Annotated in this window: 17 protein-coding genes and 1 tRNA gene; 7 read left to right on the forward strand and 11 right to left on the reverse strand. The window is 67.5% G+C overall.

Annotation, left to right across the window (positions count from 1 at the left end; all coding sequences use genetic code 11):
• Nucleotides 1-137 precede the first annotated feature (137 nt).
• Together A5678_RS09540 and A5678_RS09545 are read right to left on the reverse strand one after the other, a co-directional pair.
• Nucleotides 138-530 (reverse strand): Fur family transcriptional regulator, encoded by a 393-nt coding sequence (locus tag A5678_RS09540; RefSeq protein ID WP_068041249.1) that lies wholly within the window; start codon nucleotides 528-530, stop codon nucleotides 138-140.
• Nucleotides 527-889 (reverse strand): helix-turn-helix transcriptional regulator, encoded by a 363-nt coding sequence (locus A5678_RS09545; protein WP_231983619.1) that lies wholly within the window; start codon nucleotides 887-889, stop codon nucleotides 527-529. The genes A5678_RS09540 and A5678_RS09545 overlap by 4 nt, the downstream gene beginning before the upstream one ends.
• A gap of 248 nt (nucleotides 890-1,137) precedes the next feature.
• Here A5678_RS09545 and A5678_RS09550 point away from each other — a divergent pair, with 248 nt between their 5' ends.
• The 3 genes from A5678_RS09550 to A5678_RS09560 all read left to right on the forward strand — a co-directional run bounded on the left by A5678_RS09550 (nucleotide 1,138) and on the right by A5678_RS09560 (nucleotide 4,501).
• Complete coding sequence (locus tag A5678_RS09550; protein WP_068041296.1) at nucleotides 1,138-2,535, forward strand: glycine--tRNA ligase; 1,398 nt, start codon at nucleotides 1,138-1,140, stop codon at nucleotides 2,533-2,535.
• A gap of 233 nt (nucleotides 2,536-2,768) precedes the next feature.
• The gene (locus A5678_RS09555) at nucleotides 2,769-3,986 is read left to right on the forward strand and encodes a PPE family protein (RefSeq protein ID WP_068041254.1); all 1,218 of its coding nucleotides are present in this window, start codon (nucleotides 2,769-2,771) and stop codon (nucleotides 3,984-3,986) included.
• A 266-nt stretch (nucleotides 3,987-4,252) separates the two neighbouring features.
• Complete coding sequence (locus A5678_RS09560) at nucleotides 4,253-4,501, forward strand: hypothetical protein (RefSeq protein ID WP_068041258.1); 249 nt, start codon at nucleotides 4,253-4,255, stop codon at nucleotides 4,499-4,501.
• A gap of 24 nt (nucleotides 4,502-4,525) precedes the next feature.
• On the opposite strand, the gene A5678_RS09565 is transcribed toward A5678_RS09560, so the two are convergent.
• Entirely contained in the window at nucleotides 4,526-6,511 is a 1,986-nt protein-coding gene (locus A5678_RS09565) for a YgcG family protein (RefSeq protein ID WP_068041261.1), read from the reverse strand.
• Nucleotides 6,512-6,600: 89 nt separating this feature from the next.
• Here A5678_RS09565 and A5678_RS09570 point away from each other — a divergent pair, with 89 nt between their 5' ends.
• Genes A5678_RS09570 through dnaG form a run of 3 tightly spaced genes read left to right on the forward strand, consistent with a single transcriptional unit; the run spans nucleotide 6,601 to nucleotide 10,550 of the window.
• Nucleotides 6,601-7,866: a deoxyguanosinetriphosphate triphosphohydrolase gene (locus A5678_RS09570; protein WP_068041263.1), complete on the forward strand. Its 1,266-nt coding sequence runs from the start codon at nucleotides 6,601-6,603 to the stop codon at nucleotides 7,864-7,866.
• 53 nt (nucleotides 7,867-7,919) lie between these two features.
• Nucleotides 7,920-8,528, forward strand: coding sequence for a superoxide dismutase family protein (locus A5678_RS09575; RefSeq protein ID WP_082945469.1), 609 nt, complete (start codon nucleotides 7,920-7,922; stop codon nucleotides 8,526-8,528).
• Nucleotides 8,529-8,558: 30 nt separating this feature from the next.
• Nucleotides 8,559-10,550: a DNA primase gene (gene dnaG, locus A5678_RS09580; protein WP_068041264.1), complete on the forward strand. Its 1,992-nt coding sequence runs from the start codon at nucleotides 8,559-8,561 to the stop codon at nucleotides 10,548-10,550.
• Here dnaG and A5678_RS09585 read toward each other — a convergent pair.
• A complete protein-coding gene (locus A5678_RS09585; protein WP_068041267.1) occupies nucleotides 10,525-10,803 on the reverse strand; it encodes a hypothetical protein in 279 nt (92 codons plus the stop codon). The two genes, dnaG and A5678_RS09585, sit on opposite strands and share 26 nt — an antisense overlap.
• Before the next feature lie 152 nt (nucleotides 10,804-10,955).
• Between A5678_RS09585 and A5678_RS09590 the strand changes: the two genes are divergently transcribed.
• Nucleotides 10,956-11,028, forward strand: a tRNA-Asn gene (locus A5678_RS09590).
• Nucleotides 11,029-11,167: 139 nt separating this feature from the next.
• Here A5678_RS09590 and A5678_RS09595 read toward each other — a convergent pair.
• The 7 genes from A5678_RS09595 to A5678_RS09625 all read right to left on the reverse strand — a co-directional run.
• Nucleotides 11,168-12,814 carry an NAD-dependent malic enzyme gene (locus A5678_RS09595; RefSeq protein WP_068041271.1) on the reverse strand — a complete coding sequence of 549 codons (1,647 nt, stop codon included), beginning with the start codon at nucleotides 12,812-12,814 and terminating at the stop codon, nucleotides 11,168-11,170.
• Nucleotides 12,815-12,911: 97 nt separating this feature from the next.
• Nucleotides 12,912-13,331: a thioredoxin family protein gene (locus A5678_RS09600; RefSeq protein ID WP_068041274.1), complete on the reverse strand. Its 420-nt coding sequence runs from the start codon at nucleotides 13,329-13,331 to the stop codon at nucleotides 12,912-12,914.
• Nucleotides 13,332-13,338: 7 nt separating this feature from the next.
• Entirely contained in the window at nucleotides 13,339-14,022 is a 684-nt protein-coding gene (cysE, locus tag A5678_RS09605) for a serine O-acetyltransferase (RefSeq protein ID WP_068041277.1), read from the reverse strand.
• A gap of 2 nt (nucleotides 14,023-14,024) precedes the next feature.
• Entirely contained in the window at nucleotides 14,025-14,957 is a 933-nt protein-coding gene (gene cysK, locus A5678_RS09610; RefSeq protein ID WP_068041279.1) for a cysteine synthase A, read from the reverse strand.
• 422 nt (nucleotides 14,958-15,379) lie between these two features.
• Complete coding sequence (locus tag A5678_RS09615; RefSeq protein ID WP_068041282.1) at nucleotides 15,380-16,183, reverse strand: Stf0 family sulfotransferase; 804 nt, start codon at nucleotides 16,181-16,183, stop codon at nucleotides 15,380-15,382.
• 108 nt (nucleotides 16,184-16,291) lie between these two features.
• Nucleotides 16,292-16,573, reverse strand: coding sequence for a hypothetical protein (locus tag A5678_RS09620; protein ID WP_156746832.1), 282 nt, complete (start codon nucleotides 16,571-16,573; stop codon nucleotides 16,292-16,294).
• A gap of 109 nt (nucleotides 16,574-16,682) precedes the next feature.
• A partial coding sequence (locus A5678_RS09625; protein ID WP_197502086.1) for a sulfite reductase flavoprotein subunit alpha occupies nucleotides 16,683-18,571 on the reverse strand: 1,889 nt, incomplete at its 5' end.

Here is an 18,571-nt window from a genome sequence, read left to right on the forward strand (position 1 = left end):
CTCTCAATTCCCTAGAGTTGTTGCTCGTCTCGGCCCGTGGGCCACTCATGGGTAGGAGCACGCGGCGGGCGCGTGTCGGGACACTTTTTCCAGAACTATTTTTTCCGCCGTGCCGCGTTCGGCCGGCAAGGGTCAACCTAGGACCCGCACTGTGAACAGGTGCCGAAGATCTCGATCGTGTGGCTGACGTCGGAATAGCCGTGTTTGGACGCGACTTGCGCCGCCCACTCCTCAACCTCGTGGTCGCCCACTTCGATGGTGGAACCGCAGCTGCGGCAGACCAGATGGTGATGGTGATGTTCGGAGCACCTGCGGTAGACGGACTCGCCGGTGTCGGTGCGCAGCGTGTCGACCATTCCCGCCGCCGCCATTGACTGCAGCGTCCGGTAGACGGTGGTCAGCCCGATGTTCTCGCCGCGGCGGCGCAGCTCGTCGTGCAACTCCTGCGCCGAGCGGAAGTCGTCGAGGGTGTCCATCAGCGTGGAGATCGCCGCTCGCTGACGGGTCGACCGGACACTCGCGCCTGTCACGGTGTGTCCTCGCTCGCGTGGGCGACCGCGTCCACGACGATGTGCGCCAGGTGATGGTCGGCCAGCCGATACAGCACCTCGCGGCCGGATCGCTCCCCGGCGACGACGCCGGCGGCCTTGAGGATCTTCAGGTGCTGGCTGACCAATGGCTGCGGCACACCGAGCGCGTCGACCAGCTCGTGCACGCAGCGCTGGGATTCACGCAGCTGCAACACGATGGCGATCCGCACCGGAGCGGCCAGCGCGCGCAGCAGCTCCCCGGCCGCGTCGAGAATTTCCCGCGGCGGCGGGACGGGGTAGTCCGCCGGCGCGTGTCCGCCGGGCACGGTTTCGGCGTGCTCGTGGGCAACCGCGCTCATGACCGATCCCATGTCACCGCCGGCGGTGGCCGGCATCGAGGAAGACGGGGAGGGGGATATCGCCATGGAGAGAGTCATCACCTCGAGAAGTGCCAGGTAGTGGGGAGGACACGCCGTGAGACGGTCGACTTCCACTGTCACATGCATGATGACGCATGTCAAAGACCGCGGGGCCGATCGTTACGATGACGAATGCTCTGCGCACGGCGGCCGAGCGCCGCTCGTGCCCACCCAAACCCGGAAAGGGAGTGCACCACCCCGTGGCGTCCGTCATCGACACCGTAGTGAACCTGGCCAAACGGCGCGGCTTCGTCTTTCCTTCCGGTGAGATCTACGGCGGCACCCGGTCGGCGTGGGACTACGGCCCGCTGGGAGTGGAACTCAAAGAGAACATCAAACGGCAGTGGTGGCGATCGGTGGTCACCGGGCGCGACGACGTCGTGGGCATCGATTCGTCGATCATCCTTCCGCGGCAGGTCTGGGTGGCCTCCGGCCACGTCGAGGTCTTCCACGACCCACTGGTCGAGTGCCTGAACTGCCACCATCGGCATCGGCAGGACCACATGCAGGAGGCTTACGCGACCAAGAAGGGCATCGACGACCCCGACTCGGTGCCGATGACCGAGATCGTCTGCCCGGATTGTGGAACCAAGGGCCAGTGGACGGAGCCGCGCGAGTTCAACATGATGCTCAAGACCCACCTCGGGCCGATCGAGACCGAGGAGGGCTTGCACTATCTGCGTCCGGAGACCGCGCAGGGCATCTTCATCAACTTCGCCAACGTGGTCACCACCGCGCGGAAGAAGCCGCCGTTCGGTATCGGCCAGATCGGCAAGAGTTTTCGCAACGAAATCACGCCAGGCAACTTTATTTTCCGCACCCGCGAGTTCGAGCAAATGGAAATGGAGTTCTTCGTGGAGCCGTCGACCGCGAAGGAATGGCACCAATATTGGATCGACACCCGCCTGCAGTGGTATGTCGAGTTCGGCCTCGACCCGGAGAATTTGCGGTTATTCGAACACCCCGCCGACAAGCTCTCGCACTACTCCGACCGGACCGTCGACATCGAGTACAAGTTCGGCTTCGCGGGCAACCCGTGGGGCGAACTGGAAGGCGTCGCCAACCGGACCGATTTCGACTTGTCCACGCACGCAAAACACTCCGGTGCCGACCTGTCGTACTACGACCAGGGCACCGATACGCGGTACACCCCGTATGTCATCGAACCGGCTGCCGGGCTGACGCGGTCGTTCATGGCGTTTCTGATCGACGCTTACACCGAGGACCAGGCCCCCAATGCCAAGGGTGTGATGGAGAAGCGCACGCTGCTCCGGCTGGATCCGCGGTTGGCGCCGGTCAAGGCCGCGGTGCTGCCGCTGTCCCGGCACGCTGACTTGAGCCCCAAGGCTCGCGACTTGGCCGCCGAGTTGCGTGGCTGCTGGAACATCGATTTCGACGACGCCGGCGCTATCGGGCGCCGCTACCGGCGCCAGGACGAAGTGGGGACACCGTTCTGTGTGACCGTCGATTTCGATTCCCTCGAAGACAACGCCGTCACGGTGCGCCGGCGCGACGACATGACGCAGGAGCGCGTCGCGATGAACGCCGTCGCCGACTACTTGGCCGCGCGGCTCAAGGGTTGCTGACCGGCGCCGGCTCCCTCCCCTTCCGGCCCCCGCCCAGGGTCCCAACTTGGCTGGTTGACCGGCGTGGGGACCCCGGCGCCGCGTTATTAAACGTTTCGTAAAAAACCGTTCCTGGGTAGCCGATTGGCCTAGGCTCTTAGGGCGATGTTCCTCACGTGTCTAGTCGCCGGGGGGTGGGTGTCGGTTCGTGTGGGTGTAGGTGGCGTTGACTCGGTCGGTGAGTCGGGGATGTGATGATTCCAGCTTTTATGTTCTTCCCCCCCGAGATCAACTCTGCGCTGATGTATGGCGGCGCCGGGCCCGGCCCACTGTTGACGGCGGCCTCGGCCTGGCAAGCGCTGGCGGCGGATTTGGCGGCCGCGGCGGCCTCGTTCGAGTCGGTGGTGACGGGAGTCGCCGCCGGTCCCTGGACCGGTCCGTCGTCCGCGGCGATGGTGGCGGCGGCGACACCGTATCTGCAGTGGCTGATCTCGGCCGCCGGACAAGCTGAGCTCGCGTCCGCCCAGGCGACCGCGGCGGCGACGGCTTATGAGGCGGCGTTCATGGCGACGGTGCCCACCCCGGAGGTGCTTGAAAATCGCCTCCGGTTGCTCATGCTGATCGCCACGAACTTCTTCGGTCAGAACACCCCGGCGATCGCGATGACCGAAATCGAGTACATGGAGATGTGGGCCCGGGATGTGGCCGCGATGGTGGGCTACCACATCGGGGCCCAGACGGTGGCGGCGACGCTGCCGGCGTTCAGCGTCCCGCCGATGGCCCTGGGTGGGCTGGCAGGGCTGGTGACGGCGCCGCTCGACCTGGTGTCTCAGGCTTTCGGAGCGTTCTCGTCGCTGGGGGCCACCTTCGTTTCGGAGCTGCAGTCGGTGCTGGGAGCGTTCTTCCCCGGCCTGTCGTCGGTGACGTCGTTGCTCTCGTCGATGCCGGTGACCACGATGACCGCGCTGGCGCCGATCGGCATGTATCCGGCGAGCGCGCTGATGTCCCCGATGATGGTCCTGGCCCACAACGTCGGGCCGGCGGCACCCGCAATGGCCGGTGTCACCACCGTGGCCGCGGGAACCCCGCAAGCCATCGCGGGCGGCGTGCATGGGTTGCAGTCGGCCGGCGGGCTGGGCGTCGCGACGGCCGGGTTGGGCACGGCGCGGTTCGTGGGAGCGATTACAGTGCCGCCGACCTGGCAGGGCTCGATGCCGGTGCCGGCGGTCCTCACGAGTCTCGCCGTGCCGGCCTTGGGCACCCAAATACCGACCCCGATCGCGACCGGGGGATCGTCTTCGCCGTCATCCGCACCCGCCGGTTCGTCCCCGGCCATGGCCATGGCGATGGACGGCCGGGAAACCGGGAACGACAAGACCGACCAGACCGACCGGAGGGGACGCCGCGGCGGGGAGAATCCACACGTCGTGCAGTCGCGGCCCAAGGTCGTCCCGCGGACCAAGGGCGGATAGCGCGGGACCACCGCCATCCGACTGGCGCTGTGGGTCCGGTGGCCCGCTTGCCGGTTTCGGCCCGGGCGGCCGGCGGATGCCTCGCGAAAAGCAAATCCACGTTTTTCGGGTATTTGTCTGAAGTTTGGCTTACGATGTGCCTGCTTGCTGTTATTAGGTTCGGCCACAGCCTCCGAAAATCGGCTGTGGAAGGGGGCAACATGCTTTTGCCTCTTGGTCCGCCGTTACCCGATGACTCGGTATCGGCGGTTCGGGGTGAGTCGGGGATGCTCGGTGGTCTTTCGGTTCCGCTCGTGTGGGGCGTTGTCGTGCCGCCGGATGACTACGACCATTGGGCCCCGAAGCCGGAAGTGAGCGCCGATCCCGGCGACGTGGCGGCCGAGGCCCCCGCCCCTACCGCGGTCGCGGACACCAAAGAATGGACCGAGTGGAAGCGGTGGGAAGGCGAAGCCGAACCCCACTTCGAGATGCCGCGCAGCGGAGGCGTGATTCCGCACTCACCGGCCGCCGGTTGACCGCCGGGGTCTAGCGCGAGCGGCTCAGAATCGACCGCCGCCGCCCATGAAGCCGCCGCCGGAGCCGCCCCCCGACGAGCCGCCGAATGATGTGGGACTCCAGCCGCCGAAGCCGCCCCTCATGCCCCCGCCCAGCAGGTTGCCGATGATGATGCCGCCCAGCATCGCGCCCATGTCGCTGCCCCCGCGGCGCGTGTAGGCGCGCTGAATGGATTGCACATCGGCGTTGGCCAACGCCTGCGCCTGGGCGGCCAGCGTCGACGCAGCATTGGCGTGGGAGATCGCCTCGGTCGGGTTCGTAGCCCTCTTGTCCCGCGCGGCTTGCAGATGCCGGGTGGCTTCGGCGAGCCGGGTGCGGGCCTCTGGGCCGATGCTGCCGCGACGCGTGTCGATGTAGTCGGAGACCGCTCGCACCCGGGACTCGGCGGTGAACAGCGCCTGCTCCAATGATCGGTTGAGCTGCTCGGCGTTGGCCTGCTCCTGCGCCAGGGTGACCAGCAGCCCGTTGAGATCGGCATCCGCCCTGGCCAACTGGGCGAACACGCCGAGCGGGTCGGTGGAGCCGGCGGCGCGCGCGCCGTCGACGGCCCGAGCGGCCGCATCGCGCGCCGCGAGCAGATCGCCGGTGTGAGCGGTTGTCTGGGCTTTCTGCAGCAGCTCGCCCGCGCGTTTGATGTCCGCCTGGATGTCGGCCACGGCCGACGGCAGCCGGTCGATGGCGTGCTGGATGTCGGTGGCCGCGTTGTCCACCGAGTCGAGGAGCGCACGCGCCTGCCCGAGCGCGGACTCGGCGGCACGCACCGCATCCACCAAGCCCGCCTGCCGGCCGCTGACGGCTTCGGCGGCCAAACCCCGGGCGGTGCCAATGTTGCGGTCGGCGAACGCCAGCCGCTCCTTGGCGGCCGAGACGTTGCCGGACACGGAAGTCAGTGCGCCAGCGTCGAATTGGTCGTGCAGCTCGGCTAGGCGCTGCTCTGACGGCGCTATCCGGCTGGTGAGCTCGACGTACCGCTGGGTCAGCGCGTCGAGCCGCGACGGGGCATTGATCACCAGATCGCGCAGGTTCTCGAACGCGTCGGTCTGCGACTCCAGCTCGCGGTCGGCGCGCGCCGCCGACACGACCACCCGGGTGAGCAGCTCGCGGCGCTGCTCGGGCGTCTCCGGTGTACTGTCGTCCAGCTGCTGTCGCACCGTGAACGCTTGGGACAGAGCGGCTTTGGCGTTGGCCACGGCCCGGGTGAAGGGCTCAGTCCGCTCTTCACCGAACTCGGCGACCGCCAGGTCGACTTCGTTGGAGCTGGTTCGCACGGCATTGTCGACATCCACAACCAGCGCGCGCGACAGGTCGTCGAGGGCCTGCAGCGGCACGGCGGCCAGCGCTTGGGAGTCGGTGGGGTCGACCCGTCGGGCCGCGGCCAATTCGGCCGCGCGCCGCCGCCGAGCGCGATAGCGCATGATCAGCAGCAAGGCCGTCACCGCCACGAGAATGATTGCCAGCGTGACCAGCAGGGCCACCCGCCCCGACGAACCCGGCGAGGAATTGAGCCCGTTGGCCGCCGCGACCGCGGCGCCGCTCCAGTCGCCGTTGTGCAAGGCGGGCTCGATCTTGTTGTGCCGCAAGTCATCGACCTGACGCGCGTTGACGCTCTTGACGGTGGACGGCACCAGGAAGGCGTAGGCACGGCTGCGGGTGGCGACGGCCAGCAGGGCGTCATAGTCGCCCAGATCGCTGGTACGCACCGTGCGCTCTGCCCAGTTAACCGGGCTCTGGTCGGAAAAGTCGTCGACGTAGACCACCCAAAGCCGGATGTGCCGATCCGTGTAGAGCTTGCGCACCGCCGACGTGACCGCCGCACGGCCGGAGTCCGACAGGGCGCCCGCGTTGTCGGTGACGTAATCCGCCAGCCGGAACGGGGGTTGCGCGCCGGCCATTGGTGCCACGAGCAGCCCGCCGCCGAAACCGATTGCGAGGATCGTCGCGATCACACCTAACAGGCGAGCAGAGCGCATGACGCCAATTTAGCCCGGTGACGACGCGGGCAAACAGCCGTGCGGCGGAGCGGTCCGTCGCCCCGCATTCCCTGGCAGACTGTGCTGCGGTGACCACGAATCGGCAAGACCCTTACGAGGACTTCGACCGTCAACGGCGGGTACGCGAAGCGCCGAAGACTGCCGGTCTGCCGGGTACGGAAGGTCAGCACCGCACCGACTTCGCCCGGGACCGGGCTCGCGTGCTGCACAGCGCCGCGTTGCGCCGGCTGGCCGACAAGACCCAGGTCGTCGGGCCTCGCGAAGGCGACACGCCGCGCACCCGGCTGACCCACTCGCTGGAGGTCGCCCAGATCGGGCGGGGGATGGCGGTCGGCCTGGGCTGCGACCTCGACCTGGTCGAGCTGGCCGGCCTGGCCCACGACATCGGACACCCGCCCTACGGCCACAACGGCGAGCGCGCCCTGGATGAGTTCGCCGCCGACTACGGCGGTTTCGAGGGCAATGCGCAGAACTTTCGCATCCTGACCAGCCTCGAGCCCAAAGTGCTTGACGAGCAAGGCAATAGCGCGGGGTTAAACCTGACCCGCGCCTCCCTGGACGCGGTCACCAAGTATCCGTGGCCGCGGGGTAATGGAAAGCGCAAGTTCGGGTTCTACGACGAGGACCGCGAGCCGGCGGCCTGGCTTCGGGCCCGCGCGCCGGAGGGCCGGATGTGCCTGGAAGCGCAGGTGATGGACTGGGCGGACGATATCGCCTATTCGGTGCACGACATCGAGGACGGCGTCGTCTCCCAGCGCATCGACCTGCGCGTGCTCGCCGACGACGACGAGGCGGCCGCCCTGGCCAAACTGGGCGAGAGCGAATTCTCCCGGGTGAGCGCGGACGACGTCATGGCGGCCGCCCGGCGGCTCTCAGGGCTGCCGGTGGTCGCCGCGGTCGGTAAGTACGACGCCACGCTGGCCGCGGCGGTGGCGCTCAAGCGACTCACCAGTGAATTGGTCGGCAGATTCGCCTCGGCCGCCATTGCCACCACTCGCGCCGCGGCCGGTCCCGGCCCGCTGGTGCGGTACCGGGCCGACCTGCTGGTACCGGACCTCGTGCGCGCCGAGGTCGCGCTGCTGAAAATCTTGGCGCTGCAATTCATCATGTCCGATCCGAGGCATCTGGGCAGCCAGGCCCTGCAGCGCGAACGGATCCACCGGGTGGCCCGGTGGCTGTACTCCGGGGCACCCCGAACACTCGACCCGGTCTTCGCCGCGGCGTTCACCACCGCGGCCGACGACCGCGCCCGGCTACGGGTCATCGTCGATCAGATCGCCTCATATACCGAGGGTCGGCTGGAGCGTATCGACGCGCGCCAGGCCACCGGTTAACCGCGGGTCATCCCTCGGCAGCGCCGTCGTCGTCGCGGACTAGGCTGCCCGGCATGACCAAATTCAGCGGTATCGCCACCCTCGCGGTGGGGCTTCCCGTCGTCGCCATGACCGCCTGCAGCTCACCCCAACATGCGAGCACCCAGTCCGGCACCACCCCTCCGGTCAAGAGCGCCCCGCCGGCATCGTCGGGTGAGACGACGACGCCGGCGCCCAACGGCGAATCGCTCACCGCGCAACTGAAGACGCCCGACGGGCGGTCGGTTGCCACGGCGACGTTCGACTTCACCGGCGGGTACGTGACCGTCACCGTCAAGACGGTGGCCGGCGGCATCCTGTCGCCGGGCTTCCACGGCCTGCACGTCCACCAGATCGGCAAGTGCGAGCCCAACTCCGTCGCCCCGACCGGCGGTCCGCCCGGCAACTTCCTGTCCGCCGGCGGCCACTACCAGGCGCCCGGACACACGGGCAAGCCGGAAAGCGGCGACCTGACGTCGCTGGAGGTGCGTTCGGACGGCTCGGCCTACCTGGTGACCACCACCGACGCGTTCAACCGGGACGTCCTGCTGGGTGGCGAGGGCAAAGCGTTGATGCTGCACGGCGCCGAAGGCGCCGACAACGCGATGGAACGGGTGGCATGCGGCGTCATCGGAACCGGCTAGCCGGCCGGCTCCGGGCTCTAGACTGAGCCGATGTCCAGCCCGGCAGGTTCGTGGGGGCACCACCCGCGCGCGGGAGAGGATGACGCCCGGCCCAGGGGCCGGGGCCGCATTCCCGATCGCGATATCGCCGCCATCCGCGAGCGGGTTCGCATCGACGAAGTTGTCGGCGACTACGTCCAATTGCGGCGCGCGGGAGCCGATTCCCTCAAGGGCCTGTGCCCGTTTCACGACGAGAAGTCGCCGTCGTTCCACGTCCGCCCGAACCACGGCCACTTCCACTGCTTCGGCTGCGGGGAGGGCGGCGACGTCTACGCCTTCATCCAGAAGATCGAACACGTCACCTTTGTCGAGGCCGTCGAGCTGCTCGCCGACCGGATCGGCCACACCATCAGCTACACCGGTCCGGCGACCAGCGTGCAACGCGACCGCGGCAGCCGCAGCCGGCTCGTCGCGGCCAACGCGGCCGCGGCGGAGTTCTACGCGGCGGCGCTGGAATCCGACGAGGCGGCACCGGCCCGCCAGTACCTGACGGAACGGAATTTCGACGCCGAGGCGGCCCGCCGGTTCGGCTGCGGATTCGCCCCATCCGGGTGGGATTCACTGACAAAACATCTGGTGCGCAGAGGTTTCGAGTTCAAGGAGCTGGAAGCGGCCGGCCTGTCGCGACAGGGGAGGCGCGGCCCGATGGATCGCTTCCACCGCCGGCTGTTGTGGCCCATCCGCACCGCGGCCGGCGAGGTGATCGGGTTCGGCGCCCGCCGCCTCTTCGACGACGATCCGATGGAAGCCAAGTACATCAACACTCCCGAGACGCTGCTGTACAAGAAGTCGTCGGTGATGTTCGGCATCGATCTGGCCAAACGCGACATCGCCAGGGGGCACCAGGCGGTCGTCGTCGAGGGCTACACCGACGTGATGGCGATGCATCTGGCCGGGGTCACCACCGCCGTGGCGTCGTGCGGCACCGCATTCGGCGACGAACATCTGTCGATGCTGCGCCGACTGATGATGGACGACAGCTTCTTCCGCGGCGAGCTGATCTACGTCTTTGACGGTGATGCGGCCGGCCGCGCCGCCGCCCTCAAGGCCTTCGGCGGCGAGCAGAATCTGGCGGGGCAGTCCTTCGTCGCGGTGGCCCCGGACGGCATGGATCCCTGCGATCTGCGGTTGAAGTCGGGCGACGGCGCGCTGCGCGACCTGGTGGCCCGGCGCACCCCATTGTTCGAATTCGCGATACGCACCGCTATCGCCGAGATGGACCTGGACAGCGCCGAGGGCAGGGTCGCGGCGCTGCGCCGCTGCGTGCCGATGGTGAGTCAGATCAAAGACCCCACGCTGCGTGACGAGTACGCCCGCCAGCTCGCCGGTTGGGTCGGCTGGGACGACGTGGCGCAGGTCATCGACCGGGTGCGCAGCCAGGCCAAGAAGTCGTCGGCACCGGCGCGGGGCGGTTCCGGCCAGAATGCCCCCCGCCGCGCCGCGCAGCAGCCCCGGGCGGCGGCCGCGGGCCACCCCGCCGCCACACCTCCGGACCCACGCGACCCGACGCTCAGGCCGCAGCGCGCGGCGCTCAAGTCGGCGTTGCAGTATCCGGCGCTGGCCGGGCCGATATTCGACACGTTGCCCGTCGAAAGCTTCACCCACCCCGGTTACGCCGCCGTGCGCGCGGCCATCGAGGCCGCGGGCGGCACGTCGAGCGGCATCACCGGGGCGCAGTGGATCGACGCGGTCCGTCAGCGGGCCGCCTCGGACCTCACCGCGGGGCTGGTCAGCGAGCTCGGCGTGGAGGCCATCCAGGTCGATGACGACGAGAAGCTGGTGCGGTACATCGCCGGGGTCCTGGCCCGGCTGCAGGAGGTGTGGATGGGCCGGCAGATCGCCGAGGTGAAGTCCAAACTGCAGCGCATGTCGCCGATCGAACAGGGTGACGAGTACCACGCGTTGTTCGGTGACCTGGTGGCCATGGAGGCCTACCGGCGCAGCCTGCTGGAGCAGGCTAGCGGCGACGATCTGACGATGTAAGGGCCTCGTCGGCCGGTCGCTCGGCACCGCGCTCCAAGATGGCCGTTTGGTCATCGATCTCGGCAACGGTCACGAAGCCGGTGTCGGGGGAGATCCGATTCGCGATCTTGCGGCGTCCCCCCTGGATCACCGACTTCGCGGCGGGGCTGCTGGTCAGCGCGCGATAGGTGCCGACGATTTGTTCGTATCGGCGACGCCCGGCCTTCGCGCCCAGCACGTAACCCAGTCCCAGCACCACGACATACCGGATCAAAGCGTTCCTCCCGACTATCGACCGTTCCCATCCTGCCTCACTCACCCCGGTGCGTGCGCGCCCGATCCGATCCCCGGGGTGAGACGAGGCCGGTCCTGTCCAGTTGGGTGCGGTTATGCCAGTACGCTAGAGTCGTCCCGCGATCGTGTTGATCCCCCGTAGCTCAATTGGCAGAGCGTTCGGCTGTTAACCGATAGGTTCCTGGTTCGAGTCCAGGCGGGGGAGCAAGGTTGAAACTCAGTGTCCGGCGCTCTGGCCGCCGTCGACGTGGTCGCCCGGTCACAAGGGTGGCGGCCCCTAGGCACCGGGTGGCGCCGCTGGCGCCGCACCCGAACGATCCGGCGGCGGAACCGTCCGGAAAGCGCTAGTCGTATGCCGGGGCCCAGACGGTGCCGAGCACGGCCTGCCGCGGGTCGGCATGCATCCTGGTGGCCACGCCGTCGGCGACGGCGGCGTGATACACGGCCTCGGCAACCGCCGTCGAGATGGCGCGCAACGCCCTGACATCAGGTAGTAACGAATCCCCGACCGTTGACGGGCTGGCCTGCGCAACAATGGCTTTCGCCGCCTCCTGCAGCATTCCCTTGGTCAGCAGCCTGGCGCCGGCGACGATGATGCCCAGCCCGATTCCGGGGAACACCAGCACGTTGTTGGCCTGCCCGATGGTGAAGGTGGTGCCGTCGTATTCGATCGGTGCGACGGGGGTGCCGGTGGTGATCAGCGCCTTGCCGTCGGACCACTGCAGCACGTCGGCCGGCATGGCTTCCATGCGCGACGTCGGGTTGGACAGCGGGAAGATCATCGGGCGCTCACATGACGCGGTCATGGCCTGCACGACCTTCTCGGTGAAGGCGCCGAACACGGCCGAGGAGCCGAGCAGGATGGTCGGGGAGGCGAGCTTGATGGTGTCCACCAATCCCACCCGATCTCCCGCTCCCACGCCCAGCTGCGCGCGGTTCTTCGCGTAGGGAACCTGGAAATCGCGCAGGTCCTCCATGTCGTCGAATAGCAGGCCCTGCTTGTCGATCGGCCAGATCCGCGCCGCGGCCTGCTCGATGGAGGCGCCGTCGGAGACCATCGCGTCACGAATCTGGTCGGCCACCCCGATTCCCGCGGTGCCTGCCCCGAAGACGACCACGCGCTGATCGCGCAGCGGCACACCGGTGACGTGGCATCCGCCGTACACGGCCGCGACGACCACCGCGCCGGTTCCCTGGACGTCGTCGTTGAACACGCAGTACTTGTCGCCGTATGTGTGCAGGATCCGCCGTGCGTTCAGGGGCCCGAAGTCTTCGAAATGCAGGATCGCTTTCGGGAACAGCCGGTGAGCGGTTTCGATGTAGCGATTGACGAAGTCGTCGTATTCGTCGCCGCGGCGCCGGGCGTGACGATTGCCCAAGTAGAACGGATCCTGAAGCAGCTGTTCGTTATTGGTGCCCACGTCGAGGGAGACCGCGATGCAGCGACGGGGATCGATGCCGGCCCCAGCGGTATACAGCGCCAACTTGCCCACCGCGATCTGGATGCCGCCCACGCCCCAGTCGCCGATGCCCAGGATCGCTTCGGCGTCGGTACACACGATCAGGTCCACGTCTTCCGGTTCCAGCCCGAAAGTTGCGAAGGCGGGCTCGATCTCGTCCGGCTCGTCGATGCTCAGGAAAAGCCCGCGCTGTCCGCGGTATTCGTCGGAGAACCGTTGAATGGCCTCGCCGACGGTGGGCGTGTAGACCACCGGCATCAATTCCGGAAGATGGTCTTCCAGCACCTTGTAGTAGAGCAGTTCGTGGCGGTAATGCAGCTGCTCCAACAGCAGGTTGCGGCCCAGATCCGTTGCCAGGCTTTGCAATTGATGCCACACCCGGTCGGCCTGTTCGTCGAGCGTGAGCACCGCCGACGGGAGCCGGCCGGTCAGGCCCAACTGTCGCCGCTGCTCGTGCGTGAAGCCGACCCCACGGTTCAGGCTCGGCGATGACAGCGCCGCCGGGATCTTCGGCGCGTGGGGGTCGCTCATCGCAGTTCTCCGTCCCTGACGTGGTCCCTTACGGCAACCGTAGCGTCGATCGCGGTGACCGCATCTTGAACGGCATCCGAAGCGCCGGCACCGCGGGTCAAGCCAGCAGAGGCTGCAACGCCTGCCGCAGGTCAGCCGCCTTCGGGACGCCCGCGCTACGGTACCGCTGCCGGCCGTCGGCGTCGAAGATGAAGGTAGTTGGCAGCGACAACACCGAAAGCTGCTTGGCTGCTGCAGGATTGGTGTCAATATCGATCTCGAGATGGGTCACGTCGGGGAGATCGCTGCACACTTGCTGAACCACGCGGCGCACCGAAGCGCATGGACCACACCATGCCGCGGTGAAATGGACGACGGTCGGACCCGCCTCGGACAGCCCGAGATCTGCCCCGTCCTGCGTGGGCCCGAGACTCGTCTCGCGAAGTACCCCGGACCGTCGATTGATCATCGCGCCTGCCGCAGTGGCAGCGCCCAGCGCGGCGATCAGCGCCGTCCCCGCGATGACAAGAGTGCTCAATTGGTCCTCAGATAGAAAAATCTTCGCCGTGCCACACCCCGGCTTCGGGTGGCCGGATGACACTTCCGGATTGTTGCCCGTCGTTGGACGCCTCGAGCTTGGCGACCCGGGTCAGGAGGGACTGGAGGCTGACGCCCACGAGGTCGGGCATCATCGAGTCGTCCGGGCTGTTTCGACCGTGGCGACTGATGACCTGACCGGGAACCCCGATGACCACGGCGCAGGACGGCACCTCTTTGACTACGACGGCGTTGGCGCCGATCCGGCTGTCATCGCCGATCTTGATCGCTCCGAGCACCTTGGCGCCGGCGCCGATGGTCACCCGGTCACCGATGGTCGGGTGGCGTTTGCCGGTATCCCGTCCGCTGCCGCCGAGCGTGACGCCGTGATAGATCGTCACGTCCTCGCCGACTTCCGCCGTCTCGCCGATCACGACCCCGGTGGCGTGGTCGATGAAGAGGCCCGCACCGAGGACGGCGCCGGGGTGGATGTCGACTCCGGTCAGGATGCGGGTGACCTCGTTGAGTATCCGTGCGGCCAGCCGGGCGCCGCGGTTCCACAGCCAGTGGCTGATCCGGTGGCCCCAGATGGCATGCACGCCCGGGTAGGCGAAGATCACCTGAAGCGTCGTCGGGGCAGCGGGATCGCGCTCCCTGGCGGCCCGAATGTCTCGGCGTACGGCGTCGAGCATGGCTAACCCGCCAGGTCGGCGAACAGCGGGGTGCTCAGGTATCGCTCGCCGAAATCAGGCAGGACGACGACGACAAGCTTCCCGGCGTTTTCTGGGCGGCGGGCCACCTGCAGGGCACCGACCACCGCGGCGCCCGACGAGATGCCGACCAGCAGGCCCTCCTCGCGTGCCAGCCGACGGGCCAGGTCCATGGACTCTTCGTTGCCGACGGTGATGACCTCGTCGACGAGTTCCATGTCGAGCACCGGCGGTACGAATCCGGCGCCCAGGCCCTGGATCGGGTGGGGACCTTTTTGTCCCCCCGAGAGCACCGGGGACGCCGCCGGCTCCACGGCGACGAACTGCGCCGACGGCTTGCGTTCCTTGATGACCTCGGCGACCCCGGTGATGGTGCCGCCGGTGCCCACGCCGGCCACGAAGATGTCGATCTTGCCGTCGGTGTCGCGCCACACCTCTTCGGCGGTGGTCCTGCGGTGAATCTCCCGGTTCACGGGGTTCTCGAACTGTTGGGGCACCCAATAGCGTTGGTCGCTCTTGGCCAACTCCTCCGCCTTGGCGATGGCGCCCGGCATGCCCTCCGAGCCCGGTGTCAGGACGATCTCGGCGCCCAATGCGCGCAGCAGCATCCGCCGCTCCATGCTCATCGTCTCGGGCATCACCAACACGCAGCGATAACCGCGGGCCGCAGCCACCAGCGCCAGGGCAATGCCCGTGTTTCCGCTCGTCGGTTCGAGGATGATCGTGTCCGGCTTGATCAGGCCCGCCTTTTCGGCCGCGTCGATCATCGCGACCCCGATGCGGTCCTTCACGCTGTTTCCGGGATTGAAGAACTCCAGCTTGGCGACGACATCGGCGGCCGCCCCGTCGGTGACCCGGTTCAGCCGGACCAGCGGAGTGTTCCCGATCAGTTCTGTGACGTTATCTGCGATGCTCATCTGTCTTCCTCAGGCGATGTCGTTACAAGCTTTGTCGGCGTAACAGGTGATGTCGAATTCGATGGCGACGCGAGGCGTATGGGCAATATGGTCATGGGCGGGTTGATCCTTCTTCGAGATTGACTAACGCAGACGCGGCCGCTGGGTGCTACCTGTGCGAGCGCCCGCAAACCAAGGGGAAACGCGAGGGTTTCTGCGGCGTCAGAGAATCAACAACAACAACAGCAGTGCACGGCGGTGCGGCACGTAAGGACAAGGCACGGCTGTGTGGCCTGTTGCATAACGCCCACTATAGGACATTCGACAATTTGGCCGGTTGAGCTCAGGTTTTGCCGAGCAACCCCGGCCGTCTCACGCCCGGGGAGCGGGCCGCGAAAGAAGCCAAGGCGGCTCCGGGAACAGACGACTCCCGGGGTACCAGGTCAGGTTGGCAAGCCGAGCTTCTCGGCATCCGCGCGGTACCGGTCCACCCAGTCATCGGAGCGCTGGTCGGCCTGACGTTCCAGGACTGGCTCGGGCGCCAGCCGCGGGTCGAGTCCCAGCCCTTCGAGGATGGCGGCTACCACTTGAGTCAAGTTGCGCCACAACACCGGATACGGAATCTCCATGGGCTTGACGTTTTCGTCGGCGAACCAATTCCGCCAGCCCTCGTTCTGGGCGCGCAGCATGGTGACAACGTGTGCGATCGCGCCGGCATGATAGGTAGCGCGCGCATCGCGAGCCGGGTCGGGCCGTCCCCGCCACACCCGTGTCTGCACCGCCCGCCAGAACGACACCGCCTGCGAAACGACGTCGGGGCGGTGCACATAGATGAACAGCGGCTCCTCGCCCACCACGTCGGTGATCGCGGCCAGCAGGCCGTCGCCGCTGCGATTCGGCAGATTCTTCGCGCGGTTCAGCAGGAGCGGCGTCTGATTCCACATCAGCTTGCCACCCCATATCCCGTTCGGCGTCCTGCCGACCGTGCGGATGTAGTCGCGCCAGATCTCGGGGGGCGCGAGGTCCGGCGTCCCGGCGTCGAGCGGGTCAAGCAGCCGCAGGATCGACTCGTCCTCCACGCCGGCGAACCACTCGCGGGGCTGCGGCGCCTGGCTGGTGGCCGGCAGGTATTGGAAGAACTCCTGCGGTTCGCCGGCGACGCCGGTCGCGCGCAGCGACTCGACCAGCAGTGTGCTGCCGCTTCGCTGGGACGCCAACACCAGGTAGGACGACGGATGATCGGCCACGCGGCAAGCCTATCTGGCAGCAATTGCTTTCGCAGGTAATGCTTTTACGCTCTCATTGAACTTAATGTCGACATGAAACGTCCTACAAATTCGCGACGATCGCCGGAGCTACACCTGCCCGTCTTTCGCGACTTCTTCGCAGGCGCACCACTGGCCCCGGTCCTGCAACCTCCGCCGAAGTTGCGTGCCGCGCTTGCGCATCAGGTGCTGCGTGTAGACCTTGTCGCGTTGCTGCGGTGAGAACGCCAGGTCCAAGTTGACCGGCAAACCGGCCCAATCGACCCGGTCACCGAGCAGGTCGTCGTCCGCGGCGCCGCGCCGCAGCCGGCACTGCAACGGGCAGACAGCCCGCGCGGTGTCCTCGAGGGGCCCGTCAAAGTCCAGAGCCACGCCTAGTCCCTCCTCGACGCAACCAATGACTGAATGGTGCAGCGAGGTTGTTTCAGCGGCAGGCGCGCGACGTTTCCGTCGTATTACAGAGTCGGGCGGCCCGGGAGCCCTAGTAAACGTCGCGGTGATAGCGCTTGTCGGCGCTCAGCGACTGGACGTACTCCTTCGCGGCGTCGGGATCGAGGTTGCCGTGTTCGGCCGCGATCTCGCAGAGCGCACGGTCGACGTCCTTGGCCATGGGGTCGGCGGTACCGCAAACGTAGAGTTGGGCGCCGTCCTGCAGCCAGCACCACAGCTCGGCCCCGCGGTTGTGCATCAGGTGTTGCACGTAGACCTTGTGCTGCTGGTCCCGGGAGAACGCGAGGTCCAATTCGGTGAGGAACCCGTCATCACGCATCTTCTCGAGTTCGTCGCGGTAGTAGTAGTCCGTGGCGGCGTGCTGCTCGCCGAAGAACAGCCAGTTCGGTCCGGTGTGCCCGAGCGCGCGCCGCTCCTGCAGGAAACCGCGGAAGGGCGCGATTCCCGTGCCCGGACCGATCATGATCATCGGCGTGTGCGAATCGCTGGGCGGCCGGAAGTTGCTCGATTGCTGCAGATAGACGGCCACTCGATCACCGGGTGAGCGGTCGGCCAGATACGTCGAGCACACCCCGCGGCGCGGGATGCCCTGGAAGTTGTAGCGCACCGGCGAGACCGTCAGGTGGACCTCCCCGGGGCACTCTTTGGGGCTCGACGAGATCGAGTACAGCCGCGGCTGAAGGCGTTTGAGCACCCTGAGCCACTCGTGCGCCGACGCCCAAACCGGGTGCTGCGCCAACAGGTCGATGGACTGGCGGCCCCACGCCCAATCCGACAGTGCGCGCTTGTTTTCCGGCTTCAGCAGCTCGGCGAGTGACGGGTCGCCGGTGCGCTCCTGCACGAACCGCACCAGGTCTCGGCTGATGTGGGCGATCTCGATGCGCTCGGTGAGCGCTGAGCGCAACGACATCAGACCATGCTCGCCGACCTCGACGGGCGTCTGCCCGTCCAGTCCGGTGACGGCCAGCCACTCGTCGACCAACCGGTCGCTGTTGCGGGGCCACACCCCGAGCGCGTCACCGGCCTCGTAGCGCACGGTTTCTTCCGGCATGCTGAAAACCAAATGCCGCACGTCTTTTGCCGATTTCGGCTGACTCAACACGGTGTTGCGGACCATGCCGGTGATCAGGGGGCGTTTCTTGGTGTACCCGACCGCTCCGGAGACGTTGGCCGGTCGAACTGGTGCGGCAGCCGGGGTGCTCGCCGCCGCACCGCCATCCCCACCCACCGGTGTGGGCTTGCGCGACAGCGCTTGGATAACACCGCTAAGCCACTTGCCCGCGGCGTCGTCGTAATCCGGTTCGCAGTCGACCCGGTCGAGGATGCGGGTCGCCCCCAGCTCGGCCAGACGCTCGTCGAGTTTGCGGCCGTGGCCGCAGAAGTCGTCGTAGTTGGAGTCGCCGAGCGCGAGCACGGCGTAGCGGGTGTCGCTGAATGTCGTTGCGCCGGCGGTTGTCAACGCGCGCCAGAAGCCCGCCCCGTTGTCCGGGGGTTCACCGTCACCGGTGGTGCTGGTGATCAGCAGCAGCTCCCGAGTCGTCGCCAGTTCACCCACGGGGAAATCGTTCATGGCGCGCAACGAGACCGGCACGTCGGCGGTGCCCAGTTGGGCGGCGATATCGGTGGCGAGCTCTTCGGCGTTCCCGGTTTGCGACGCCCACAGCACCACGACGGGTGCCCGTTTGGCGGGCCTGGCTTTGGGTGGCTCGATCGCCGGTTCCTTGGCCGCCGGTTCGGGCGCCGGCCGGGGTGCATCATTGCGCGAGAACAGGCCCGCGAGCAGGCCATCGACCCACAGCCGGGTGCCGGAATCGAAGGGAGCGCTTCGGGGCAGGGTCGGTATCCCGGCCGTGCGCCGGCCGGCGTCGGACCGAAGTGCGGTCAACATCCCGGCAAGGTAGGAGCGGCCGCGTTCGTCGA

Source organism: Mycobacterium sp. E2733, assembly GCF_001667585.1.
Lineage (GTDB): Bacteria > Actinomycetota > Actinomycetes > Mycobacteriales > Mycobacteriaceae > Mycobacterium.